The sequence below is a fragment of the Terrilactibacillus tamarindi genome (genome assembly GCF_009718825.1).
Taxonomy (GTDB): Bacteria; Bacillota; Bacilli; order Bacillales; family Sporolactobacillaceae; genus Terrilactibacillus; species Terrilactibacillus tamarindi.
Map to the genome: position 1 here is coordinate 70,319 of NZ_WNHB01000007.1, position 25,153 is coordinate 95,471.

General features: G+C 38.5%; 22 protein-coding genes. 20 read left to right on the top strand and 2 right to left on the bottom strand.

The window, feature by feature from the left end:
• The first annotated feature begins 12 nt into the window (after positions 1-12).
• From fliS to GMB86_RS06130, 20 genes are all read left to right on the top strand, one after another.
• Positions 13-414 (top strand): flagellar export chaperone FliS, encoded by a 402-nt coding sequence (fliS, locus tag GMB86_RS06035; RefSeq protein WP_155217770.1) that lies wholly within the window; start codon positions 13-15, stop codon positions 412-414.
• Positions 414-761, top strand: a complete 348-nt coding sequence (locus tag GMB86_RS06040; RefSeq protein WP_155217772.1) for a flagellar protein FliT — start codon at positions 414-416, stop codon at positions 759-761. Before fliS ends, GMB86_RS06040 begins: the two co-directional genes overlap by 1 nt.
• An 8-nt stretch (positions 762-769) precedes the next feature.
• On the top strand, positions 770-1,147 hold the full coding sequence (locus GMB86_RS06045; protein ID WP_155217774.1) for a hypothetical protein: 378 nt from the start codon (positions 770-772) through the stop codon (positions 1,145-1,147).
• A 238-nt stretch (positions 1,148-1,385) separates the two neighbouring features.
• Positions 1,386-1,946 carry a ribosome hibernation-promoting factor, HPF/YfiA family gene (gene hpf / locus GMB86_RS06050; RefSeq protein WP_155217776.1) on the top strand — a complete coding sequence of 187 codons (561 nt, stop codon included), beginning with the start codon at positions 1,386-1,388 and terminating at the stop codon, positions 1,944-1,946.
• Between the two features lie 359 nt (positions 1,947-2,305).
• Positions 2,306-4,825 carry a preprotein translocase subunit SecA gene (gene secA / locus GMB86_RS06055; protein ID WP_155217778.1) on the top strand — a complete coding sequence of 840 codons (2,520 nt, stop codon included), beginning with the start codon at positions 2,306-2,308 and terminating at the stop codon, positions 4,823-4,825.
• A 9-nt stretch (positions 4,826-4,834) separates the two neighbouring features.
• Positions 4,835-5,933, top strand: a protein-coding gene (gene prfB / locus GMB86_RS06060; RefSeq protein ID WP_155217780.1) for a peptide chain release factor 2 whose coding sequence is annotated in 2 segments (ribosomal slippage) — positions 4,835-4,897 and positions 4,899-5,933 — 1,098 coding nt in all. Because the reading frame shifts where the segments join, the coding sequence is not laid out codon by codon here.
• Positions 5,934-6,306: 373 nt separating this feature from the next.
• A complete protein-coding gene (locus tag GMB86_RS06065; RefSeq protein ID WP_155217868.1) occupies positions 6,307-7,194 on the top strand; it encodes a YitT family protein in 888 nt (295 codons plus the stop codon).
• Positions 7,195-7,591: 397 nt separating this feature from the next.
• Positions 7,592-8,278 carry a cell division ATP-binding protein FtsE gene (gene ftsE / locus GMB86_RS06070; protein WP_155217782.1) on the top strand — a complete coding sequence of 229 codons (687 nt, stop codon included), beginning with the start codon at positions 7,592-7,594 and terminating at the stop codon, positions 8,276-8,278.
• Positions 8,268-9,173 (top strand): permease-like cell division protein FtsX, encoded by a 906-nt coding sequence (gene ftsX, locus GMB86_RS06075; protein WP_155217784.1) that lies wholly within the window; start codon positions 8,268-8,270, stop codon positions 9,171-9,173. The genes ftsE and ftsX overlap by 11 nt, the downstream gene beginning before the upstream one ends.
• Positions 9,174-9,247: 74 nt before the next feature.
• On the top strand, positions 9,248-10,597 hold the full coding sequence (locus GMB86_RS16070) for a murein hydrolase activator EnvC family protein (RefSeq protein ID WP_155217786.1): 1,350 nt from the start codon (positions 9,248-9,250) through the stop codon (positions 10,595-10,597).
• Positions 10,598-10,713: 116 nt separating this feature from the next.
• Positions 10,714-12,165 carry a S41 family peptidase gene (locus GMB86_RS06085; RefSeq protein ID WP_155217788.1) on the top strand — a complete coding sequence of 484 codons (1,452 nt, stop codon included), beginning with the start codon at positions 10,714-10,716 and terminating at the stop codon, positions 12,163-12,165.
• Positions 12,166-12,448: 283 nt separating this feature from the next.
• The gene (locus tag GMB86_RS16075; protein ID WP_155217790.1) at positions 12,449-13,666 is read left to right on the top strand and encodes a PDZ domain-containing protein; all 1,218 of its coding nucleotides are present in this window, start codon (positions 12,449-12,451) and stop codon (positions 13,664-13,666) included.
• A gap of 223 nt (positions 13,667-13,889) precedes the next feature.
• Complete coding sequence (gene uvrB / locus GMB86_RS06095) at positions 13,890-15,872, top strand: excinuclease ABC subunit UvrB (protein WP_155217792.1); 1,983 nt, start codon at positions 13,890-13,892, stop codon at positions 15,870-15,872.
• A 6-nt stretch (positions 15,873-15,878) separates the two neighbouring features.
• Positions 15,879-18,752, top strand: a complete 2,874-nt coding sequence (gene uvrA, locus GMB86_RS06100) for an excinuclease ABC subunit UvrA (protein ID WP_155217794.1) — start codon at positions 15,879-15,881, stop codon at positions 18,750-18,752.
• Positions 18,753-19,163: 411 nt separating this feature from the next.
• Positions 19,164-19,355 (top strand): PspC domain-containing protein, encoded by a 192-nt coding sequence (locus GMB86_RS06105; protein ID WP_155217796.1) that lies wholly within the window; start codon positions 19,164-19,166, stop codon positions 19,353-19,355.
• A gap of 7 nt (positions 19,356-19,362) precedes the next feature.
• Positions 19,363-19,725, top strand: a complete 363-nt coding sequence (locus GMB86_RS06110; RefSeq protein WP_268987294.1) for a phage holin family protein — start codon at positions 19,363-19,365, stop codon at positions 19,723-19,725.
• A gap of 150 nt (positions 19,726-19,875) precedes the next feature.
• Complete coding sequence (gene hprK / locus GMB86_RS06115; RefSeq protein WP_155217798.1) at positions 19,876-20,811, top strand: HPr(Ser) kinase/phosphatase; 936 nt, start codon at positions 19,876-19,878, stop codon at positions 20,809-20,811.
• A gap of 29 nt (positions 20,812-20,840) precedes the next feature.
• Entirely contained in the window at positions 20,841-21,650 is an 810-nt protein-coding gene (gene lgt, locus GMB86_RS06120) for a prolipoprotein diacylglyceryl transferase (protein ID WP_155217800.1), read from the top strand.
• A 120-nt stretch (positions 21,651-21,770) separates the two neighbouring features.
• The gene (gene ppaX, locus GMB86_RS06125; RefSeq protein WP_155217802.1) at positions 21,771-22,412 is read left to right on the top strand and encodes a pyrophosphatase PpaX; all 642 of its coding nucleotides are present in this window, start codon (positions 21,771-21,773) and stop codon (positions 22,410-22,412) included.
• Positions 22,409-22,885 carry an acyltransferase gene (locus GMB86_RS06130; RefSeq protein ID WP_155217804.1) on the top strand — a complete coding sequence of 159 codons (477 nt, stop codon included), beginning with the start codon at positions 22,409-22,411 and terminating at the stop codon, positions 22,883-22,885. The genes ppaX and GMB86_RS06130 overlap by 4 nt, the downstream gene beginning before the upstream one ends.
• Before the next feature lie 139 nt (positions 22,886-23,024).
• On the opposite strand, the gene cax is transcribed toward GMB86_RS06130, so the two are convergent.
• The gene (gene cax / locus GMB86_RS06135; protein ID WP_155217806.1) at positions 23,025-24,086 is read right to left on the bottom strand and encodes a calcium/proton exchanger; all 1,062 of its coding nucleotides are present in this window, start codon (positions 24,084-24,086) and stop codon (positions 23,025-23,027) included.
• 277 nt (positions 24,087-24,363) lie between these two features.
• Positions 24,364-25,143, bottom strand: a complete 780-nt coding sequence (locus GMB86_RS06140) for a thermonuclease family protein (RefSeq protein ID WP_155217808.1) — start codon at positions 25,141-25,143, stop codon at positions 24,364-24,366.
• Between the last annotated feature and the right edge of the window lie 10 nt (positions 25,144-25,153).

Here is a 25,153-nt window from a genome sequence, read left to right on the forward strand (position 1 = left end):
AAATGTTTAATTATGTCAATAAATCCGTACCAAAAATACCAACAAAACTCTGTGATGACAGCATCACCTGGCGAACTGACCTTAATGCTTTATGAAGGTTGCTTGAAATTTATCAAGCAGGGTCGAGAGGCAATTAAGAATCAAGATAGATCAACTCAGAATACAGTTCTACAAAAAGCACAAACGATTATTAATGAATTGATAGTAACATTAGATCGTAAGCAACCGATATCCGATGAAATGCTACCATTATATGATTATATTAACCGTAGATTAATAGAGGCAAATATTAAAAACGATCCCACCATTTTAGATGAAGCCGAAGAACTTGTCACGAATTTCCGTGATGCTTGGCGTGAAGTCATCAAAATCACACGCAAAAAACAACCTCAAAAACAAACAGGACTTGCTTAATGGACGCTGTTGAAAAAATCTATGAATTAACGATGGCGTTGCAACAATCAATCTCTGAGTATCATAAAGAGGCTCGAGATGAAACGATAGAGCAAATTCAATCTCTCTTAGCTGAACGGGGAGAATGGATGAAGAAGTTACCACCGTCTTATTCTACAGAACAAAAAGCTCTAGGTAAAAAGATTGTTGAATTGAACCAAGTGATTGATCCCGGGTTAAAGTCTATTTGCAATGATATAAGAAATGATCTTATAATGCTCAAAAGGAAACGAAAAACTTCCCATCGTTACCGAAATCCTTATCAAGGTCCACCCGTGGATGGGATGTTTTTAGATAAAAAGGAGTAAAATTGTACATGATTATAACCGAAGAATCTGTTACTTTTTTTCGTGATTATTTAGCATTGTTAGATACGATGGAAGAAGCGTTTGACTATATTTTATCTAAAGAGATGATGGAGCAGCCTGATGCCATGGTAAAGATGCTACCGAACATTATTTCTGGGTGGGATCAAATTAATAAGTCACACCGATTGATTCTTGAAAACTATAGTCAAAATGAAGCTATTTTAAAATGCGTTAATCACTATTATCGTAAGGTGTCAAAATACGAATCGGATGTTCTAGTAGAATTGAATATCTTTTCAACAGAGCTACTAGCGAAAATGAGTCAGGCATTCTCAAACTGGAGAAAGGAAGCTGACTCGACGTTCATTTCATTTGTTGCTCAATAAGTTGCTCAATAAATGGAAAGTCTTCTCTATAGAAGGCTTTCTATTTAACTAAAACCGTGAAAACGTTTACAACGATTCGATGGGATGTTATAATACAGACATAATCAAAGGTCAAGCAGTTACCATTAATTCAGGTCTTTGATTACATAGTTAGAAAATTTAATTTTTTTATTGTTTTTAGGAAGGATATTTGCAATGTTTAACGAATATTGTAAGTAACCGAAAGGAGGAGTTACAAATGAATTTTAACATTCGTGGTGAAAATATCGAGGTAACATCCGCTCTCAAGGACTATGCAGAGAAAAAGATTAGCAAGTTAGACAGATATTTTGACTCCCCACCTGTTTCTGAAGTCAGAGTGAATATGCGTGTACACAATAATGATCAAGTCATTGAAGTGACCATTCCGATGCAGGGATTATTACTCCGAGCAGAGGAATCTAACACAGACCTGTATGCCGCTATTGATTCGGTTGTATCAAAACTTGAACGACAAACGAAAAAATATAAAACGAAGGTTAATCGCAAAAGTAGAAATCTGAGCAAGGATGCCCAGTTAAATGCTTTTAATTCTATGACGGCTACAACAGTTGCGGTTAAAGAAGAAGTGAGGGATTCTGCTTTTGAGGTTGTACGTAATAAACGGTTTAATTTAAAACCGATGGATGCTGAAGAAGCCATTTTACAAATGAACATGCTTGGCCATAACTTCTTTGTTTTTACCAATGCGGAGACGAATGAAACGAGCGTGGTTTATAAACGAAAAGATGGGAAGTATGGGTTAATTGATACAGAATGATCTAATTGAATATATAGGAATAACCACCTGAGTAGTTTCAGGTGGTTATTTTAGTGCGCCATAAATAAAACAACGGGCACGAACATTGTCTTTGTTTAGAATTTGTTTTGTAACAGCTGTAACAGCATGGTGTTACAAAGGTATGTAACAATTTTTTTATAAAAGATACACATATATAAGAATCAAAAGTTGTCCACAATAGGGCGTTGCGATATAATGATATAATGTTACACTAGTACTATGGGGAATTTTTATTTACAAATTTACATGTAACACACAGAAACACCTAATTAATTACAGAAAAATATTGCCATTGAAAAATGTTTAATTTTATATGCAAAGAATGAGGTGTATTAAGCATGTTAGGATTGCTTAAAAAAGTTTTAGGTGATACAGGTCTAAAAAAATTAAATAAAATTGAGAAAATAGCTCATCAAATAGATGCTTTAGCTGATGACACGAAAAAACTAAGTGATGATGAGTTAAAGCAAAAAACGGAAGAATTTAAAGGACGATTAGAAGCCGGCGAGACATTAGATGACATTCTTGTGGAAGCTTTTGCTGTTGTTCGAGAAGCTTCGACTCGTGTTCTTGGTATGACCCCATTTTTCGTTCAACTAATTGGTGGTATTGCCTTACACAAAGGGAACATTGCCGAGATGAAAACAGGTGAAGGTAAAACCCTCGTGGCAACGATGCCCCTTTATTTAAATGCCCTCGCAGGTCAAGGCGTTCATTTGATTACAGTCAATGATTACTTGGCTTCCACCCATGCTGAACAAATGGGAGCTCTCTTTAATTTCTTAGGATTATCCGTTGGACTTAACGTTCCAGGTATGAATGAAGAAGAAAAACGTGCTGCTTATGCAGCCGACATCACGTATGGAACAAATAGTGAGTTTGGTTTCGATTACTTGCGGGATAATATGGTGCTTTATAAAGAAGAAATGGTGCAACGCCCATTGAACTTTGCCATTATTGATGAAGTTGACTCTATCTTAATTGATGAAGCAAGAACACCACTCATTATTTCTGGTAATGCTGAAAAATCAACGATGCTCTATACACAAGCGAATCAATTTGCTCGTTTGTTAACTGAGAAAGAAGATTATACGGTTGACTTAAAAACGAAATCGGTTCAATTGACTGAAGAAGGTATGACAAAAGCTGAGAACTTTTTCAAAATTGATAACCTATATGATTATGGAAATGTTCAAATCAATCACCATGTGCACCAAGCGTTAAAAGCACATGCGATCATGCACTTGGATACAGATTATGTTGTAAAAGATGGCGAGATCGTCATCGTTGACCAATTTACTGGTCGTTTGATGTCTGGTCGTCGTTACAGTGAAGGTCTTCACCAGGCGATTGAAGCTAAAGAAGGACTTCAAATTCAACGTGAAAGTAAGACACTCGCAACAATTACTCTGCAAAACTACTTCAGAATGTATCATAAGTTGGCAGGTATGACAGGTACAGCGAAAACTGAAGAAGAAGAATTCCAAAGCATTTACAACATGGATGTTATTGTGATCCCAACCAACCGTCCTGTTGTACGTGATGATCGTCCTGATTTAATTTACAAAACGATGGACGGAAAATTCAAAGCGGTTGTGGAAGAAATTGTTCAAGCCTACCACCGAGGTCAACCAGTCCTTGTTGGTACGGTAGCTGTTGAAACTTCCGAATTGATTTCTAAAATGTTAAAACGTAAAGGCATTCCGCATAATGTCTTGAATGCGAAAAATCATGCGCGCGAAGCTGAAATTGTTGAGAATGCGGGTCAGGTGGGTGCCGTAACGATAGCGACCAACATGGCTGGTCGTGGTACGGACATTAAACTTGGCGAGGGAGTTAAAGAACTCGGCGGATTATTTATTATTGGTACAGAACGTCATGAATCTCGCCGGATTGATAATCAGCTTCGAGGTCGTGCAGGACGTCAAGGGGACCCGGGTGTTTCTCGTTTCTATTTATCACTGGAAGATGAGTTAATGCGTCGTTTTGGTTCAGAACGTATGGCTGGAATGATGGAAAAACTCGGTATGGCGGACGATCAACCGATTGAAAGTAAACTCGTCAGTCGATCTGTTGAAGCCGCTCAAAAACGTGTTGAAGGAAATAACTTCGATGCCCGTAAACAATTGCTTCAATTTGATGATGTGATGCGTCAACAACGTGAAATTATTTATAAACAACGGGCGGAAGTATTAGAATCTGAAAATATTCGTCCGGATATCGAAGCGATGATCCATCGTATTATCGAAGCCCATGTAAATGCTCATACGCCAAATAACCAAGTTCCTGAAGAATGGGATCTTCAAGCAATTGTGGATTATATTAATGCCCAGCTCTTTGATGAAGGAACGGTATCAATAGAAGATCTTCAAGGAAAAGATCCTGAAGAGATGGTTGAATTCCTTGAAGCAAAAGCAATCGAAAGCTATGATGAAAAAGAAGAACGCTTCACACCGGAACGTATGCGTGAATTCGAACGTGTGATCATGCTTCGTGCTGTTGATACAAAATGGATGGATCACATTGATGCCATGGAACAGCTACGTGAAGGGATTCACCTTCGTGCTTATGGTCAAATCGATCCATTCCAAGAGTACAATTTCGAAGGCTTCAAAATGTTTGAAGAAATGGTCGCTTCAATTGAAGAAGAAGTGGTCAATTATTTGATGCGTGCAGAAATTGAAGAAGAGCAGCATATTGAACGTGAGAAAGTAGCTGAGGGCCAAGCAGTGGATCCAAATGCAGATCCAGAGACATCTAAAAAAGTGCTTCCTTTTGTAAAAAAGAATAAAATTGGTCGTAATGACCCATGCCCTTGTGGAAGCGGAAAAAAATATAAAAACTGTCATGGAAAGTAGGCACGGATAATGGAATTACCTGAAATTAAGCATGAATTAACGGAGATGGAATCTCGTCTCCAAGAATTTAGGGGGTCTCTTTGACCTGGAAAGTAAACAGGCCAGGATCGCTGAATTAGAAGAAAAAATGACCATGCCCGGTTTTTGGGATGATCAAAATAGTGCACAAAAAGTTATAGATGAAACAAATGCGTTGAAAGAAAAAGTTGATGCATTTAAAAAACTTGAAACGGACTATGAAGATTTAGCTGTTACGTATGAATTAGTTAAAGAAGAAGCCGATGCTGATTTGAAAGCATCACTTGATGAATCGATTGAAGATGTCATCAAAGCTTTTAATAACTATGAAACCACATTACTACTAAGTGGTCCACACGATCAAAATAATGCAATATTAGAGCTTCATCCTGGTGCCGGTGGAACCGAATCTCAAGACTGGGCGTCCATGCTTCTCCGTATGTATACACGTTGGGCTGAAAGAAAAGGCTTCTCAGTTGAAACACTGGATTATTTACCGGGTGATGAAGCAGGTGTTAAAAGTGTGACGTTAATGATTAAAGGCCACAATGCCTATGGTTACTTGAAGGCTGAAAAAGGGGTTCATCGTCTCGTACGTATTTCACCATTTGATTCTTCAGGACGCCGACATACCTCCTTTGTATCATGTGATGTCTTACCTGAAATGGATGACGATGTGGATGTTGAAATCAGACCTGAAGACTTGCGAGTTGATACGTATCGAGCAAGTGGAGCTGGTGGACAGCACGTCAATAAAACAGACTCTGCGATTCGGATGACACATATCCCAACGGGCACGGTTGTTACGTGTCAGAACCAGCGTTCACAACTTCAGAACCGTGAACAAGCGATGAAAATGATGAAAGCCAAACTCTATCAACTCGAACTCGAAAAACAACAAGCTGAACTTGACGCGATTCGAGGCGAACAAAAAGAAATTGGCTGGGGCAGTCAAATTCGTTCCTATGTCTTCCACCCATATTCAATGGTAAAAGATCATCGTACAAATGTTGAAGTTGGAAATACGCAAAGTGTCATGGACGGAGATCTAGATGGCTTCATCGATGCTTTCTTGAGACTAAGTATTTAAATAGGATGTGTACCATGGTCATATCATGGTACACTTTTTTTGCGTTTGGTACTCAAGGTAACATCATCGCAGTTGATCCCTTGAGTCCCTTAATAACCGAGGGGGCACCTCAATTACCGAAGGAAGTGCCTCAATAACCGAGGAAGCGCCTCAATACACAAAGGAAGCACCTCAATAACCAAGGAAAGAGGCTCAATACACGAAGGAAGCGGCTCAATCCACGAGGAAAGCACCTCAATACACGAGGGAAGCGCCTCAATAACCGAGGAAAGCGGCTCAATCCACGAGGAAAGCGCCTCAATACACGAAGGAAGTCCCTCAATTCTTCAAGACCAGTATCTAAATAAGAAAAGAAAGTGAGTCACTGATGAACATGAAATCAAGAAACAGAAGTGAAATGTTAAGAAACCCAATCTGGGGCACTGTTATAGATTTTATCTATGTCCTTATTGGATCCTCTTTGATCGCTATAGCATTTAATCTTTTTTTAGTTCCAAATAAAATTGCCTCAGGTGGGGTCAGTGGAATCAGTACGATTTTATACTGGAAATTAGGACTTGAGCCTTCTTATGTTCAGTGGGCTTTAAATATTCCCCTTTTTATAGCGGGCGTGTTGATTTTGGGAAAAAGTTTCGGATATGTGAACTTTGCATTAAAAACCATTGTTGGAACGATTTTTTTGCCGTTTGTGGTCTTTTTAACGTCAGGGTTAGACGCAGCAACGGTAAATCCCATCCTTGGTGCGATTTTTGGTGGCGTTGGAGTCGGGCTTGGTCTTGGCTTTGTTTTTCGTGGTAAGGGATCGACAGGTGGAACCGATTTGTTAGCTCAGATCATTCATAAATTTACCGGCTTACAGCTCGGTATGTGTGTAGTCCTCATTGATGGTTTAATTGTGGTTAGTTCTGCTTTTACCTTATCTTTAGAAAGTGCCCTTTATGCTCTTATCAGTATGTATCTAACGGGTAAAGTTATCGATATTGTACAGCTTGGTATCAGCAACTCGAAGTTAGCGCTTATTATTTCTGAACATCAAGATACGTTAAAACAAGCGATATTCGAAGAAGTAGATCGTGGTGTAACTCAAATGGAGGGCCGCGGTGGTTATACTGACGATGACCGGCCAGTTTTAATGGTTGTTGTATCTCAAAATGAGTTAACTCGTTTGAAACAACTTGTGAAAAGAATCGATCCAAAGGCCTTTCTGATCGTGTCGAATGCTACAGAAGTCTTTGGAGAAGGGTTTCGCAGACACGGTTAACATCTCGATATATAACCCACATGAGCTTAATTGGTTCAGACTTTCAATCAGTCGGAATGAAGAAAAACCCCACTGAAAATTTTCGCTTTAGTACTTTTACATTAAATTTCCATTAAGTGACGGTCATTTTTACTTTTGACGGTCACTTTTTTAACCGAAAAACGCCATTTTATGAAATAAAAATGTAATAAATCTCTGTCTCAATTTGTCGCTTATCGATGTTATAATAAGAATAACGTCGATTTAAAATTTATATAAAAACCACTAAGTCTTGAATATAACTCCTAGTCATCTTCCAGTTGGATAAAATAAAATTCCTATAATTTCTGAAGTTATAATATGCCGTACATAGCCCGATGAATAAAATTGTGTCATAAATGTCGAAGGAAGTGAACCTATGTTAGATTTTAAAAATGTATGGAAGTCTTACAAAAATGGTGTCATGGCCGTTAATGGTATAGACCTTCATATTAATAAAGGTGAATTTGTGTATATTGTTGGGCCAAGCGGGGCAGGAAAATCCACTTTTATTAAACTGATGTATCGTGAAATTGTGCCAACAAAAGGGGAAATTCTCATTGATGGTGTGAATCTTGCGAAAATAAAACAACGTCAAGTGCCAAAACTTAGAAGGAAAATTGGTGTGGTTTTTCAGGACTACAAACTATTACCTAAACTCACAGTCTATGAAAATGTCGCTTTTGCTCTCGAAGTAATAGAAGAACATCCTAAAGTCATTAAAAAACGTGTGATGGAAGTTTTAGATCTTGTGAAATTAAAACACAAAGCGAGATCATTGCCTACAGAACTTTCTGGTGGTGAACAACAACGTGTTTCTATTGCTCGGTCAATCTGTAATAACCCATCAGTAGTTATAGCGGATGAACCAACAGGAAACTTAGACCCAGACAGTGCATGGTCAATTATGGAAATTTTTGATCGAATTAATGACAATGGAACGACAGTGGTCATGGCAACTCACAACAGAGATATCGTGAACAATATGAAAAGACGCGTTATTGCCATTGAAGGCGGCATGATTGTTCGTGATGAGCAGAGAGGTGATTACGGATATGAAGCTTAGAACACTTGGCAGACATGCTCGTGAAAGTTTGAAGAACCTTGGACGAAATGGCTGGATGACATTTGCCTCAATAAGTGCAGTCGCTGTTGCACTTGTATTAGTCGGTTTGTTTTTATCCGTCATGATGAACTTAAATAAGATTGCAGGCGAGATAGAGAGTAATGTAGAAGTTCGAGTGTACATCGATCGGACAGCCACGCAGGCACAGCAAGATCAATTAAAACAAAGTTTAAAGAGTATTGGTCATGTTCAATCGATCGCCTATCAATCTCGTGAAAAAGGATTAAAGAACTTAATAAATAGTTTAGGTGAGGGTAATGATCAGAGTGCTTTTAGCTCTGTTAAAAATGAAAATCCATTACCTGATGCCTTTATCTTAAAAACAGAGAAACCAGAACAGACCATAACAGTCGCAAATCAAGTTAAAACTTTACCCTATGTTTATAAAGTGAATTACGGTAAAGGAACCGTTGAAAAACTATTTAAAACGGTCAGAATCTCACGTAATGTCGGGATTGTCTTGATTATCGGGCTTCTCTTTACTTCCATATTCCTTATTGCTAATACGATTAAACTTACCATTGTTGCTCGTAGAAGAGAAATTGAGATTATGAAATTAGTAGGGGCGACAAATGCCTTTGTTCGTTGGCCATATTTTCTTGAAGGATTGTTAATTGGTGTCATTGGTTCTATTATTCCGATCATTTTAGTCAATGTGGGCTACAAAGCCGTTTATGAAAAATTTAGTGACGCTGGAACCTATTCGACTTTCTTTATTAAGCTTATTCCTTATCCAACTATGGCCTTGTATTTAAGTCTGTTGCTCGTTGTTATTGGTGCAGGAATTGGTGTTTGGGGAAGTGTCACTTCGATTCGTAAGTTCTTGAGAGTATGACTGATTCGTGGAAAAAGAATAAACGGAGACGGCCTTATGGGCCTCTTCATTTTATTATGAGAGGGGAAGTATGAGTGAAATTTCGTTATGTTCGTAAAGTAGCAACTTTAGGTCTTGCGCTTTCGCTGACTGTTGGTTACACACAGAGTATCGCGTCTGCAGAATCTAAAGCCAATCTAGAAAATAAACTCGATAATATTAAAAACCAGCAAAGCAATAATCAAGAAAAAATAGATTCATCTAAAGAAAAACTTTCAGAGAATAATAAAAAACAAAATTCTTTGATACATAAATTAGACGAATCGCAAAAGAAGATTGATTCAATAAATAAAAACATACAAGGAAAAGAACAGGACATTGATGCAGAAAAGCAAAAAATAAAAAAATTAGAAGACGAAATTAAAGTCATTACAAAGCGCATTAATGAGAGAAATGAGTTTTTAAAGAAACGTATTCGTTCAATGTACATAAATGGCGGTTCTGTTAACTATATTGAAGTGATTATGGGTTCAAATAGTTTTGGTAACTTTTTAGATCGTGTGTTAGCATTAAATTTAATTGCTGAACAAGATCGGCAAATTCTCACAGACCAACAAAATGATAAAAAGAAACAAGAATCAAAAAAACAAGCTTATCAAAAAGAGTTAACGTCTCTAGAAGATAATCTAGCAAACTTAAAAACTTTAAAAGCTAATCTAGATGAAGAGAAGCAAAATCAGAAAAAACTTCTCACTCAATTGAAAGCGGAAGAAAATGACATTCATGATGATATTATGGATAAACAAGAGCAGGAAAAAGTTCTTCAATCTCAGCAAAGTATTATTAAAAATCAGTTGGCGGCTTTAGTCAAGGAAGAAGAAGCAAAGAAAAAAGCAGAAGCTGAACGTCAAGCAAAAGAAAGAGCAGCTGTGGAAGCGGCGAAGAGTGCTAAACAATCAACAGCTAGCCACTCTTCTTCACCATCGATTTCACACACACAATCTCCAGCCGTTTCACATTCAGATCCTGTGCCTTCAGTCAATGCAGACTTTATTAAACCTGCTGCAGGTTATATTTCGTCAGGATTTGGTCACCGTTCTTTTGATGGAGGGTTTCACCCGGGTATAGATATTGCAAATAGTATCGGCACACCAATTCATGCCGCCGCTTCGGGTGTTGTATCAAATGCCTACCATTCATCTAGTTACGGAAATGTTGTGATGATTGCACACAGCGTTAATGGTAAAACCTATACAACCGTATACGCTCATATGACGTCTTATAGTGTTTCTACGGGACAAACGGTTTCTCAAGGTCAAGTGATTGGCTCAATGGGAAACACTGGTGAATCATTCGGATCACACTTACACTTTGAACTTTACATTGGTCCTTGGACTCCGCCACCACATAATGGTTCCGTCAATCCATTAAATTATATTCACTAAATCCACATATTAGGACAAACTGGGTCATATAGTGTATTATCTAACCATAGAGTTAAGGAACTTAACGGCATCGCATCATTTGGTGCGATGCTGTTTCTTCAAGGAGTGTCAACTAGATGAAAAAATTTAATGGAAAAATTGTTGCGTTACTGGTCGTTATCGCTCTTGTTGTCGGAGCTGCGGCATCCTATTTTGTTACGAGTACGACGATGAAACATAGTCAAGCCGTCGTAAACGTGGACAGTACGTCACAGACGAGTAGTGAAGCTAAAAAAATCAATGTCATCCATGATTTAATTGAAAAAAGCTACTATAAGAAAGTGAGTAGCGACAAACTTTATGATGGAGCCATTAAAGGTATGATCGAAGCCTTGGGTGATCCATTCTCGAGTTATATGGATGCGAAAACAGCAAGTAGTTTCAATGAATCATTATCTTCTTCATTTGAAGGAATCGGCGCTGAGGTTCAAATGGTTGGAGATCGTGTTACGATCGTGTCACCGATTAAGGGTTCTCCAGCTGAAAAAGCGGGCCTAAGGCCGAATGATCAAATTCTAACGATTAATGGGAAATCAACCAGTGGATTGTCTCTTGATCAAGCCGTCAATAAGATTAAAGGTCCAAGTGGAACCGTCGTTAAATTGGAAGTTAAACGTTCAGGGAGCACGAATACAGTCGCCTTCAACATTAAACGTGGTAAGATTCCACTAACCACCGTTAATTCTAAAGTCATAAAAAATAATCAAAAGCCGATTGGTTACATCAATATTACTTCTTTCAATGAAAATACCGATAAAGAATTTAATAAATCGTTAAATGCATTGGAAGATAAGAATATTCAAGGCCTAATCATTGACGTAAGAGGAAATCCTGGTGGCTATCTTCAAGCTGTAGAAAGTATTGCTAGCCAGTTCATTACAAAAGACAAACCGATTGTTCAAGTTGAAGATCGACAGGGTAAAAGAGATCAATTCCGATCTTCATTGACTAAGAAAAAGCCTTACCCGATTGTGACACTAATTGATGAAGGAAGTGCTTCGGCTTCTGAAATTCTTGCAGGTGCAATGAGTGAAGGCGGAGGCTATCCTCTTGTGGGAATGAAATCTTTTGGTAAAGGAACTGTCCAACAAGGCATCGAGATGTCTGATAAAAGTGAAGTTAAATTAACCATGTTTAAATGGTTAACACCAGATGGAAATTGGATCCATAAGAAGGGGATCCAACCAGACGTGAAAGTGAAGCAACCGGATTACTACTTTGCAAGTCCGCTCAACATAAAAAAAGGTAGCGTCATTTCATATGACCAAACAGGTACGAATGTCACTAATTTACAAAAAATGTTGATAGGTGCTGGTTTTGATCCAGGCCGAGAAGATGGATATTATAACAAATCAACTGATAATGCTGTTCGCCAATTCCAAAAGGCAAAAAATCTACCTGTCACAGGTTCGGTTAATCAGGCAACAGCGGATGCATTGCAAGCGAGTGTATTAAAAGTCATTTCAAGTGGAGATCACGATAAACAATTGAAAGCCGCTTTACGTACACTTGATAAAGAAATTAAATAGTTTAGATCAAGATCAATAAAACCTCTAAGGATTTATTGATCTTTTTTTGCTCTTAATCCTAGTGATGATTTTCAGCACAAAGATTACCCTTGGTTCGAATGTTTTAAAGACAAAATGTCGACTCCTATAATATTTTTATTCATGTTAGTCTACTGAATCTTAAGATATCTTTTAATATATCCTCTTAGATTCTACTTTTTATGGTAAAATAGAAGTTAATAGAAAGATTATGGACGATAAGCCTTACATATAAATTATCATCGTAGACGGGGAAGTGATGTTAGTGGATGTCGTTATATCAGTTATAAAAGGAATTGTGTCACTTTTAATTAATCCTATTTTTTATCTTTTATTGATTGGTCTTGTGGCTTTCGGAGTGCAAAGAGTCCGGCGTGAAAGAAGATCTTTTGGGGTAAAAGTTTATGGGATGTTTAATACGATTTTTTCAAGTATAGAAGCGAGTCTCGTCCTCGCACTTTTAAGTGCTATTTTCTTTTTAGGACTGCATATTCGTATGACTCCAGGTATGTTAGTCCTTATATCCTGTACGTATTTACTGATTATGTTGACAGGTCAGCTTCGCTTTTTGTCACCGTCTATTGGGATCGGTCTTGCTATTGTGATTGCCTACATTCTGCCAGATCTAAATACGCCTTATCTCTTTTTAAATCAGTGGATACAAGATATTCGAACGACGTCTTTACCTGAATTTGGTGTCTTTTTTCTTTTTAGCTTAGCGATTGAGTGGTTGCTGGTGATGATCCGAGGAGATGATAACACATCTCCACGGTTAATAAATAGTCATCGTGGAAAAAAGGTTGGAGCGCATGAAGCCAGTCACATGTGGATCGTTCCGCTTCTGTTTTTCATTCCGATGAGTCAGAGTCATGCGGCTTTCCACTTTTGGCCATTTGTGCCTGGTGAAAGTTTCGGTCTTCTCATTTTTCCTCTCGGGATTGGTTACCAACAGCTTATTTCGGATCGTTTGCCAAGACAAGCTGTTCAATCATCAAGTGCGTGGCTTTTTCTTACCGGACTTCTTTGTGCAATCTCGGTTATTCTAGCTAATATTTTTCATTTACCCATCCTTGTTGCTATAGCTGGCTTGTTAAGTTTCATCAGTCGATTAGGCCTTATTTTAGTTCATCATCTCCTGCACCGATATGGCTCGTATTATTTTACGGAACCAAGTGATGGTTTACGGGTAGTTGATGTTATACCACATTCATTAGCGGATCGAATGGATGTTCAAATTGGTGAAATTATCTATCGAGTCAACGGAAAAGACGTCCATTCGGAATATGCCTTTTATCAAGCTTTACAAATGAATTCGGCCTATTGTAAACTAGAGGTCATTGATCAAACAGGTGAATCACGCTTTGTCAAAGGTGCTATTCATGAAAACGATGATCATAAAATTGGTTTCTTGTTCTTGGAACCAAACAAACGTAAGCAATATATGGATCAAAAAGAAAAATCACAATTGCCTACAAATGCATAAATTAAGAATGACCTTGCTAAATCGGATTAGCAGGGTTTTCTTTCATTTTTTTGTGTCAAATTGCTATGAAAAAAATGGTGTCATCTGTATCTAAAATCATTAACAGAAATGAACATCCATCATTTATGGAATAAAAACATCGAATGTTCGTTCGTTAAATTTGATTACTATACGTACACCTGTGCTATAATTAGAGGAGATAAGTAAAACTGGAGGAAAAAGAATGGGATTTGAACTCGTTTCTTCATATCAACCGAGTGGCGATCAACCTGATGCCATTCGGAAAATTGTGGACGGAATTAAGCACAATAAGAAACATCAAACATTACTTGGAGCCACAGGTACAGGTAAAACCTTTACCATGTCCAACGTAATTCAACAGGTAAATAAACCAACACTCATTATGGCCCACAATAAAACCCTTGCTGCTCAGTTATATAATGAATTCAAAGAATTTTTCCCTAATAATGCCGTAGAATACTTTGTTAGTTATTATGATTATTACCAACCAGAAGCTTATATCCCCCAATCTGATACGTACATTGAAAAAGATGCCAGCATCAATGATGAAATAGATAAACTTAGACACTCAGCAACCAGTTCACTCTTTGAAAGAGATGACGTCATCATCATTGCGAGTGTTTCATGTATTTACGGTCTAGGTTCTCCAGAAGAGTATCGTGCGCTCGTTCTTTCCTTAAGAAAAGGAATGGAAAAAGACCGCGATCAGATGTTACGTGCTTTGGTGGATATTCAATATATGCGAAATGATATTAGTTTTGAAAGAGGAACGTTTCGTGTGCGTGGAGATGTCGTCGAGATTTTTCCTGCTTCACGAGATGAACATTGCATTCGAGTCGAATTTTTTGGTGATGAGATCGATCGAATTACAGAAATAGATGCTTTAACCGGTGAGATCGTTGGTGAACGCGATCACGTTGCCATTTATCCAGCTTCTCACTTCGTCACTCGAGAAGAAAAAATGAAAGTTGCGATTAAGCGAATTGAAAAAGAACTAAACGAACAACTCAGTAAATTAAAAGAAGAAGGAAAGCTTTTAGAAGCTCAGCGTCTTGAACAACGAACTCGGTATGATTTAGAGATGATGAACGAGATGGGCTTTTGCTCAGGTATCGAGAATTATTCAAGACACCTGACATTAAGAGAAGCAGGATCGACACCTTATACGTTACTCGATTACTTTCCAAAAGATTTTCTCATGATCATTGATGAATCACATGTAACGATACCGCAAGTTCGAGCGATGTATAATGGCGACCAAGCACGGAAGAATGTTCTTGTGGACCATGGGTTCCGATTACCATCGGCAAAAGATAACCGCCCATTGAAATTTGAAGAATTTGAAGATCATATTCATCAAATTGTCTACGTGTCAGCGACACCGGGGCCTTATGAACTTGAACATACACCAGAAGTTGTCGAACAAATTATACGACCAACAGGATTACTGGATCCGACCATTACGATAAAACCAATCGAAGGACAAATAGATGATCTAATAGAAGAAATTCAAATAAGAACAGCCCGGAATGAACGTGTACTTGTCACCACGCTGACCAAAAAAATGTCTGAAAATCTGACGGACTATTTGGAAGAAATGGGCATCAAAGTGCGGTATCTGCATTCAGAAATTAAAACGCTGGAACGGATTGATATCATTCGTGACTTACGAATAGGTACATTTGATGTTTTAGTGGGTATTAACTTATTAAGAGAAGGTTTAGACATTCCAGAGGTTTCTCTCGTTGCAATTTTGGATGCCGATAAAGAAGGCTTTTTGCGTTCGCAGCGTTCCCTTATTCAAACCATCGGGCGGGCAGCCAGAAATGCCAGCGGCCAGGTCATTATGTATGCTGATCGGATCACGGATTCTATGCGAGTGGCCATTGATGAGACTAATCGACGTCGTCACATTCAAGAGACCTATAACAAAGAACATGGTATTACACCAACGACGATTCAAAAAGCGATTCCAGATGTGATACGTGCGACACATGCCGCTGAAGAAACCGCCACTTATTCTGAAAAATCAGCTGTTAAACCACAGAAAAAATTGTCACCAACGGAGCGTAAGAAAACGATTGAACAAATTGAACATGACATGAAAGAAGCAGCTAAAGCCCTTGACTTTGAAAAAGCTGCAGAACTAAGGGATGTACTCCTGGAACTGAAAGGGGAAGGATGAGGCAGCATGGCACAAGAAAATATTATTGTTAAAGGCGCACGGGAAAACAATTTAAAAAATGTTGATATAACCATACCAAGAGATCAGCTTGTTGTACTAACCGGTCTTTCAGGTTCAGGGAAATCCTCACTTGCTTTTGACACCATTTATGCTGAAGGACAACGGCGTTACGTTGAATCGTTGTCTGCTTATGCTCGTCAATTTTTAGGACAAATGGATAAGCCTGATGTGGACGCGATAGAAGGATTGTCACCGGCGATCTCGATTGATCAAAAAACGACGAGTCGAAATCCACGTTCGACAGTTGGGACCGTGACGGAAGTTTATGATTATTTACGCTTGCTTTTTGCAAGGATCGGTCATCCCATCTGTCCAGAGCATGGCATTGAGATTACGTCTCAGACAATTGAACAGATGGTTGATCGTGTCTTGGCTTATCCAGAACGGACAAAGCTTCAGGTCCTAGCTCCTATTGTCTCAGGACGAAAAGGAGCCCACGTTAAGATCCTTGAAGACATTAAGAAAAAAGGGTACGTGCGCGTTCGCGTTGATGGAGAACTACGTGAAGTCGCTGAAGAAATTTCCCTTGAAAAAAATAAAAAACATAATATTGAAGTCGTTATTGACCGTATTGTCGTTAAGGACGGCGTTCGTTCAAGGCTTGCAGACTCACTTGAAGCGGCGACGAAACTCGCCGATGGACGTGCGATTGTCGATATCATTGGCGGAGAAGAACTCCTATTTAGTGAGCATCACTCTTGTCCCTACTGTGGATTTTCCATTGGAGAACTTGAACCTCGCTTGTTTTCTTTTAACAGTCCTTTTGGCGCTTGTCCGGATTGCGATGGACTTGGAACACGTATGGAAGTAGATTTAGATCTAGTGATCCCGGATTGGAGTAAATCGTTACACGATCACGCGATTGCTCCGTGGGAACCAACTAGCTCTCAATATTACCCTCAGCTCTTGAAATGTGTTTGCGACCACTTTGGTATTGACCAATTTGTACCCGTTGAACAATTATCAAAAGAACAAATGGACATTATTTTAAATGGGAGCCAAACGGAGCGGATTCGCTTTGAATACGTGACTGAATTTGGCGAGCATAAGAAAAGAGATATTTACTTTGAAGGCGTTATTCCGAATATTAGTCGTCGCTATAAGGAAACGGGGTCTGATTACGTTCGTGAACAGATGGAAGGTTATATGGCGTCTAAGGCTTGCCCTACGTGTAAAGGACAGCGTTTGAAAAAGGAAGCCTTATCTGTAAAAGTTGGCGGTCATAATATTAGTGAAGTGACAGCTCAGCCGATTCGTCAGTTTCAACACTTTTTTGATACGCTTCAATTATCGGAAAAAGAACGTGCGATTGCCCGTCTTGTTTTACGGGAAATTAAGGAACGTGTAGGATTTTTGATTGATGTCGGCTTGGATTACTTAACGCTTGGCCGTGCGGCAGGGACTTTGTCAGGAGGCGAAGCCCAACGTATTCGCTTAGCGACACAAGTAGGTTCTAGATTGATGGGTGTCCTGTATATCCTCGATGAGCCGTCAATTGGGCTGCATCAGCGGGATAATGACCGTCTGATTCAAACTCTCGTTAATATGAAAAACCTCGGTAATACACTTCTCGTTGTCGAACATGATGAAGACACGATGCTTGCCGCTGATCATATTATTGACATTGGACCTGGAGCGGGTGCCCATGGAGGGACCATTACAGCACAAGGCACACCTGAGGAAATAATGACTAATGAAAATTCCTTAACTGGGCAATATTTATCTGGTAAAAAATTCATTCCAGTACCTACATTGCGAAGGCAGCCTGATAAGCGGAAGTTGAAATTGAAGGGTGCTAAAGAAAATAACTTAAAGAATGTTTCGGTTGATTTTCCGCTAGGGTTACTCACATGTGTCACTGGAGTGTCTGGTTCAGGTAAAAGTACGTTAGTCAATGACATCCTTTTTAAATATTTAGCTCAAAAGCTTCATGGCAGAAAGGAAAAACCAGGTGAATTTAAAAGCATCGAAGGATTGGAAGAACTGGACCGAGTCATTGATATTGACCAAGCGCCGATCGGGCGTACGCCACGTTCAAATCCAGCCACTTATACGGGTGTTTTTGATATGATCCGTGATGTCTATGCTCAAACCAACGAAGCTAAAATTCGTGGCTATAAAAAAGGACGCTTTAGCTTTAATGTCAAAGGCGGTCGTTGTGAAGCCTGTCGTGGTGACGGCATTATTAAAATCGAAATGCACTTCTTGCCGGATGTCTATGTGCCATGTGAAGTTTGTCACGGAAAACGATATAATCGTGAGACATTAGAAGTGACTTACAAAGGTAAAACGATCGCGGACGTATTGGATATGACGGTTGAAGAAGGTTTAGAGTTCTTTGAAAATATCCCGCGTATTAAAAGACGATTAGAACCGTTACACGCTGTTGGACTTGGTTATATAAAATTAGGACAACCAGCAACGACCTTATCAGGTGGAGAAGCCCAAAGGGTTAAGCTGGCCTCCCAGCTCTATAAACGAACAAAAGGGCGAGCTTTGTATATTTTAGATGAACCAACGACGGGTTTGCATGTGGATGACATTTCCCGATTACTTGAAGTTCTTCAACAATTGGTGGATAATGGTGATTCGGTGCTCATAATTGAACACAATCTTGACGTTATTAAAGCGGCTGATTACTTAATCGATCTTGGTCCTGAAGGCGGGGACGGCGGTGGAACCATCGTTGTGACAGGGACTCCGGAAGTGGTCGCAGCACATCCAGAATCTTACACAGGAAAGTATCTTAAACCGATACTAGAACGTGATAAGAAACGAATGGAAGAAAGGTTAGAAAAGCAAGAACAAACCATTCAGTAAGTTGTAAACTCGACGGTTTAATTAGGAGTTTTGTAAATTTAGACCTGTTTCTATTAGAGAAAATTTCGTGCAATAACTAAAAAGGATATGTTTCGGCATATCCTTTAATATATTTTAAGTAGTAAAATGTTTGCTCATTCATAAGTTCTTTTAATTCTGCTATCAGTTTTACATAGGATCATTTGAAACTTAGTTGATTTTTTGATTTAATTAACGTGTAGTTTTGCATAATATGGTTTAAAATACATAAAAACTGTGATTTTATCGGTTATAGGGTTGTTTATCTCTTCTTTATAGGGGTATAGTAGACATATTGTTATATAAAATAAAGAAATTGCATATATTCTTAAATAGTATCTTTAAATTATTTAGGTGTGATCACCATAGACTTTTCGAGATAGGGGTGATAATTTGAAAAAATTGTATAAATCAAAGAAAAATAAAATGGTATCTGGTGTGTTAGGCGGAATCAGCGACTATTTGAATGTCGATGCCACGATCGTTCGAATTGTGTATGCCACATTAACCGTCTTAACGGCTTTTTTTGCTTTTATTTTTCTATATATTATCGCAGCAGTTATTATTCCATCAGAAGAAAGTTAGTGATTCTTTGTTTAAAAATTGGTTAATCAATATTATCGTTAATGCTATTGTCTTAATGATGATAGCGGGTTATATTCATACGTTTCATTTTACAAGTATCTGGTCTGTCTTTGGAGCAAGTGTGATCTTATCCATATTGAATATTATCATTCGTCCAATATTAATTATATTAACGCTTCCAGTGACCATTGTTACTTTAGGATTATTTATTTTTGTCATTAATGGAATGACGTTATGGATCGTATCCGAATTGATGGGGCCTGATTTTCAAATCGATGGTTTTGGAACAGCCATTCTTGCGTCCATCATCATGACATTTTGTAATTTAATTATCTCAAATTTTATCGTCAAACCACTGCGGAAGCGTTAAGCCGCAGTTTTTCTTTATGCATTTTTTTGAGAAGATTAAAGGAACTCTCAGGCGAATGGTATGTTATACATAGTTTGAGTAAGAGATAGACGTATGGGTGTTCAAACTTTTGTGGTAAAATAAACCTAAGTTTTCATGGGAGGGCGAATTATGGGTAAAGTAAGCGTTAGTGAATTAATCAAACGGTTTGATTTAAAACTTGTTAGCGGGGCTGAAGGGATTAATAGAGAAATTACAGTCAGCGATATTTCAAGACCAGGACTTGAAATGGCGGGTTATTTTACGTATTATCCAGCGGAAAGACTTCAGTTACTAGGAAAAACGGAATTGACTTTTTTCCTAGAATTAGATTCTAACGAACGTTTCAAAAGAACAGACCAACTTTGTGCGCCTGAAACACCCTGTATTATTATTTCTAGAAATATTGAGGTTCCTGAAGAATTCATTGTCTCATCAAATAATAAAGGTGTGCCAATCCTTAGTTCGAATAAACAAACGACCAAATTAAGTAGTTTACTTACTAATTACTTGGAAGCAAAATTAGCGCCGATGACGGCTGTTCATGGTGTACTCGTTGATATATATGGGGTCGGCGTGCTATTAACAGGAGATAGTGGTGTAGGTAAAAGTGAAACGGCACTTGAACTCGTAAAAAGAGGGCATCGATTAGTGGCTGATGATTCGGTAGAAATACGAAAAATGTCGGAAACAGAGCTTGTTGGGAGCGCTCCTGAACTGATCAAACATCTACTTGAAATTCGTGGACTAGGGATCATCGATGTGATGACGTTATTTGGTGCTGGGGCGGTTCGAAGTTATAAGAAAGTCTCTCTCAGTATTCATCTTGAAATATGGGATCCTAAGAAAATGTATGATCGCGTAGGTCTTGAAGAACGGCATACGAGTCTCGTTGATACGAATATTCCACAGTTAGTTCTCCCTGTTCGCCCAGGTAGAAATTTGGCTGTTATTGTTGAAGTGGCAGCGATGAACTTTAGATTGAAAAATATGGGGATACACACAGCGCAACAATTCTCAGATCGGTTGAATCAAACGTTGACTACCCGAAGAGATATGGATATTTAAAAATTATATGAAGAAAAGGAGATGTTAATTTGGATGAAACAATTCAACCTTTAAATAGGATAGCAATACAGTTTGGTAATTTTCATATTTATTGGTATGGTATTATTATTGCTTTTGGTGCTCTATTAGGGTTAATTATTGCTTCCCGTGAAGGAAAACGCCGGGGGTTGCCAAAAGATCTTTTTGTTGATCTTATTTTATTTGCAGCTCCAATTGCTATAATCTGTGCGCGCATCTATTATGTTATCTTTGAGTGGGCATACTATTCAAAACACCCTTCTGAGATTATTGCCATCTGGAATGGCGGTATTGCCATTCATGGAGCACTGATTGGTGCTGTCGCAACGACGATTGTTTTTAGTAGAGTCAAAGGGCTTTCATTTTGGAAAATTGCGGATATAGCGGCGCCGAGTTTGATTCTAGGACAAGCCATCGGACGTTGGGGCAACTTCATGAATCAAGAAGCACATGGAGGACCAACGACCCGTCACTTTTTAGAGAATCTACATCTTCCTAAATTTATCATTAATCAAATGTACATTGACGGCGTTTATTACATACCAACGTTTTTATATGAATCCATTTGGGATTTCCTCGGTTTCATTCTTTTACTTGCTTTACGAAAAGTTAACTTAGGACGAGGTGAAATATTCTTAAGTTATGTCATTTGGTATTCGATTGGTCGCTACTATGTCGAAGGGCTTCGCACGGATAGTTTAATGTTAACGAGTCATCTTCGCATGGCTCAAGTCATCTCCATCGTGCTTATTATCGTCTCCTTGGCACTTATGATTTATCGAAGAAAAAAAGGCTATGCCCAAGTGAAATATAGAGATTAACGTAAAATGAAACTTCCATCAGTGGGGGGGTTCTTCATCCCCACTGATGGTTAGCTGAACCAATCAGACCTTTACTGCCCGTTAAGGCGGGATAAAATATGAAAGGAATAGATAGTTATAATGAAAACCGTATTATTTGATTTAGATGGAACTATTATCAATACAAATCCTTTAATTATCGCATCATTTAAACATACACTTGAGAACTACTACCCAGGTAAATATACAGAAGACGATATCATTTCTTTTATTGGCGAACCACTTGAGACAAGTTTTCAGAGAGTGGATGAAAAGAGAGCTCAAGAAATGGTAGAGATGTACCGAACGCATAATGCAGAAATGCATGATGAACTCGTCGAACAATATGATAATGTCGAGACAACATTGCAGCAATTAACAGACAAAGGGATTAAATGCGGGATTGTCTCAACAAAAACGAGAAAAATGGTTCTTAAAGGAATCAAACTCATGAAATTGGATCGCTTTTTTGATGTAGTGGTCACGATCGATGACGTTCAGTTTCCAAAACCGAATCCAGAGCCTATTCAACTGGCCATGAAGGCTTTGCATGCTGAGCCAAGTCAAACGATGATGGTCGGGGATAGTATTTCAGATATTCAAGCTGCCCAAAATGCAGGTGTTGTAAGTGTCGGCGTGAGTTGGAGTATTAAAGGCAGAGCAGCATTAGAAAGTGCGGAACCTGATTATATCGTCGATGATATGGGTGAGCTTCTTGACATCATCCAAAAGCGAGAAAAATGAGACAGACGAAACGGTATCCTTTAAACGGGGAAAATTCGTTGTGGCAATTATATCGAACGGTCTCCTTTTTTAAGGTGTGTAAAAATTTCTTTTTCATCCAATTGGGACGTTATACGCCTTCCATGCGTCTAAAACATTGGATTTATCGCGTTTTTCTAAGAATGAAGATTGGCAAACATACCTCCATAGCTTTAATGGTCATGCCGGATACGATGTTTCCCGAATTAATTACGATAGGGAACAATTCAATCATTGGTTATAATACAACTTTGCTTGCCCATGAATATTTGATCCATGAATATCGATTAGGTGAAATCAAGATTGGAAACAATGTGATGGTTGGGGCAAACAGTACAATCCTTCCCGGAGTGACGATTGGCGACAATGCGGTTATTTCTGCCTGTACATTAGTAAATAAAGATGTTCCCGCTGGTGCCTTTGTTGGAGGAAATCCAATGCAAGTTATTAAATAGAAAGACAGAAACCGACTATTGGTTTTTGTCTTTTTTAATATCAAAAAAAGACCAACCATTTGTACTGAACCCCAAAAGTTAGATTTTTAGGTCTAACTTTCGGGGTGCACATCAATTCGGCTGGTCTTAATGAAAAATCTTATAACAAGTAAAAACCGATACCCATAATAATATAAGTTGCCAAAAGGACGGCTCCCTCGAACCAGTTGGTATCCCCGTCTGTTGTTAAACTAATGATTAAGACGACACTGAGGACCATCGCAACCAATTCAGGAATCGTAAACGTTAAAGGCATAAAGGTTGGAAAGAAGACTGAGACTAAAACTAGAACTGGAGCGACAAACATCGCCACTTGCAACGATGAACCAATCGCAATTTCTACTGCGATGCCCATTTTATTTTTGTAAGCCATGAGAATAGCTGAAGCATGTTCAGCCGCATTACCGACAATTGCAACGATAATAATCCCGATGAACAATTCTGACCAGCCAAATGATTTGGCTACAGGCTCAAACGTATGTACCAAGTTTTCACTAATGAGTGCAACAAATAGGGTAGAAACGGCAAGAACGATGATCGCTCTGACACCACTCCATTCAGGAACTTCATCTTCTTCCACATGATTATGGTCGTCATCTTGCCCTTTATAAACACCCCGGTGAGTGACAAGCCTGAAAAAGAGAGCAAAAAGATAAATTAAAATCATAATGATGGAAATGGCTATGCTAAGAATATGAGTCGCGTTATCTTCTAATCGAGTCGAAAAAACATCCGGAAAAACAAACGATACAACAATCGAGAAAATAAGGAGACCCGCATTATGCCTTGCTTCAAAGACACTAAATCTTTGTCGTTTATATTTTAACCCACCGACAAAGAAGGATAATCCACCTACCAGGAGTAAGTTCCCGAGGATGGAACCTGTAATAGACGCCATAACGACATTGAGAAGACCTGCTTTAAGGGAAAGGATGGCAATAATTAACTCTACGGCATTGCCAAAGGTGGCATTTAACAGTCCACCTATTGAGGGGCCTGTAACAATGGCGAGGCTTTCTGTTGCTCGGCCCATATAACTCGCTAATCCAATAATCGTAATACAATTAAGTACAAACATTAATATCGGTGACCAATGCATGAAGCTCCCAATCAGTGAGAGGGGGACACCAATAATTGTTAGAAAGAAAAAAAAGCGATTCATCAATAAATCCTCCTAAATAAAATGTATTATAGGTTTAGTGTCTATAAATGTTTTTATATTATACCAAAGATTTCTTCATGTAAATCATTCCTTTATGTATGTAGTACCACATTTAAGATAAAACAAAACAGTCTCACATTTGAGAGAGACTGCTGCTTTTGATTTTGGCTCTTTTCTATAAGACGTTGCCCGTCGTTTTTAGCCAGTAAAAAAAAGCTAAAGCCATGCCTTACAACACTGTTTGCGAAAACAGACTTCATTTAAAAATATTGTATCTTTATCTCTTAGGTGCTCTAAAACCTGCTTTTTTGGCTTCACTTACTGAACAAAACAGCTGCTCAGGTTTTGTTTGGTTATATGAAGGGTCACCCGGTATATGATAGATTTTAGCCCCACTGGAGTTAATGTTCCCTTTGATCTTGCAAGATCTGGAAGAACTTGATTGAGAAGGTGACGTGTTGGTAGAAGTTGAAGCTTTTTGGGTTTTAACTTTAGTCATATCATAACCACTTGAAGTCACGTATCCTGGAATTGACCAAATACCAAGATGAGCTTTCTCAGCATCAGCTTGTTTTTCTTTTAACATATCCAAATGTTTAGTATTAGGTGGGTAAATGTAACCGACACGTGCAAACCCTTTTTCTACAACTTTGGCATTATACATGTCTCCATTTTTTAAATAAATATAGCCAAGTAAACGGTCATATTTATCACGTTTATAGCCTTTAACTCCTTCTTCAATTTGAATAGGGCTACCAACAGGCAGTTCCTTTTCGGCGAATTGACTAGCTTCTGGACCATACATTTGAACAGACTTACCAGGAGCATGCGTTTCAGGTGTATCAATAAGTAACATTCGAACCGTTTCATCCTTGCCGTTAATTCGAACATGAATCGTGTCACCATCCACGACTTTAATAACAGTAGCTGAAACTCGGTCTGCACTTTGATTATCAGTATCTGTGAGTAGGCTACTGCAGCCAGCTAGAAGTCCGATCATGACCATGCTTAAGATAAAAATAAGATTTTTTAAATAGACAGTCCTGCGTTTGTTCATAAAATAAATC

Excerpts from the sequence above, each read along its gene's own strand:
- fliS (WP_155217770.1), top strand. The coding sequence starts at position 13 with ATGTCAATAAATCCGTACCAAAAATACCAACAAAACTCTGTGATGACA.
- GMB86_RS06040 (WP_155217772.1), top strand. The coding sequence starts at position 414 with ATGGACGCTGTTGAAAAAATCTATGAATTAACGATGGCGTTGCAACAA.
- GMB86_RS06045 (WP_155217774.1), top strand. The coding sequence starts at position 770 with ATGATTATAACCGAAGAATCTGTTACTTTTTTTCGTGATTATTTAGCA.
- hpf (WP_155217776.1), top strand. The coding sequence starts at position 1,386 with ATGAATTTTAACATTCGTGGTGAAAATATCGAGGTAACATCCGCTCTC.
- secA (WP_155217778.1), top strand. The coding sequence starts at position 2,306 with ATGTTAGGATTGCTTAAAAAAGTTTTAGGTGATACAGGTCTAAAAAAA.
- GMB86_RS06065 (WP_155217868.1), top strand. The coding sequence starts at position 6,307 with ATGAAATCAAGAAACAGAAGTGAAATGTTAAGAAACCCAATCTGGGGC.
- ftsE (WP_155217782.1), top strand. The coding sequence starts at position 7,592 with ATGTTAGATTTTAAAAATGTATGGAAGTCTTACAAAAATGGTGTCATG.
- ftsX (WP_155217784.1), top strand. The coding sequence starts at position 8,268 with ATGAAGCTTAGAACACTTGGCAGACATGCTCGTGAAAGTTTGAAGAAC.
- GMB86_RS06085 (WP_155217788.1), top strand. The coding sequence starts at position 10,714 with ATGAAAAAATTTAATGGAAAAATTGTTGCGTTACTGGTCGTTATCGCT.
- uvrB (WP_155217792.1), top strand. The coding sequence starts at position 13,890 with ATGGGATTTGAACTCGTTTCTTCATATCAACCGAGTGGCGATCAACCT.
- uvrA (WP_155217794.1), top strand. The coding sequence starts at position 15,879 with ATGGCACAAGAAAATATTATTGTTAAAGGCGCACGGGAAAACAATTTA.
- hprK (WP_155217798.1), top strand. The coding sequence starts at position 19,876 with ATGGGTAAAGTAAGCGTTAGTGAATTAATCAAACGGTTTGATTTAAAA.
- ppaX (WP_155217802.1), top strand. The coding sequence starts at position 21,771 with ATGAAAACCGTATTATTTGATTTAGATGGAACTATTATCAATACAAAT.
- GMB86_RS06130 (WP_155217804.1), top strand. The coding sequence starts at position 22,409 with ATGAGACAGACGAAACGGTATCCTTTAAACGGGGAAAATTCGTTGTGG.
- cax (WP_155217806.1), bottom strand. The coding sequence starts at position 24,086 with ATGAATCGCTTTTTTTTCTTTCTAACAATTATTGGTGTCCCCCTCTCA.
- GMB86_RS06140 (WP_155217808.1), bottom strand. The coding sequence starts at position 25,143 with ATGAACAAACGCAGGACTGTCTATTTAAAAAATCTTATTTTTATCTTA.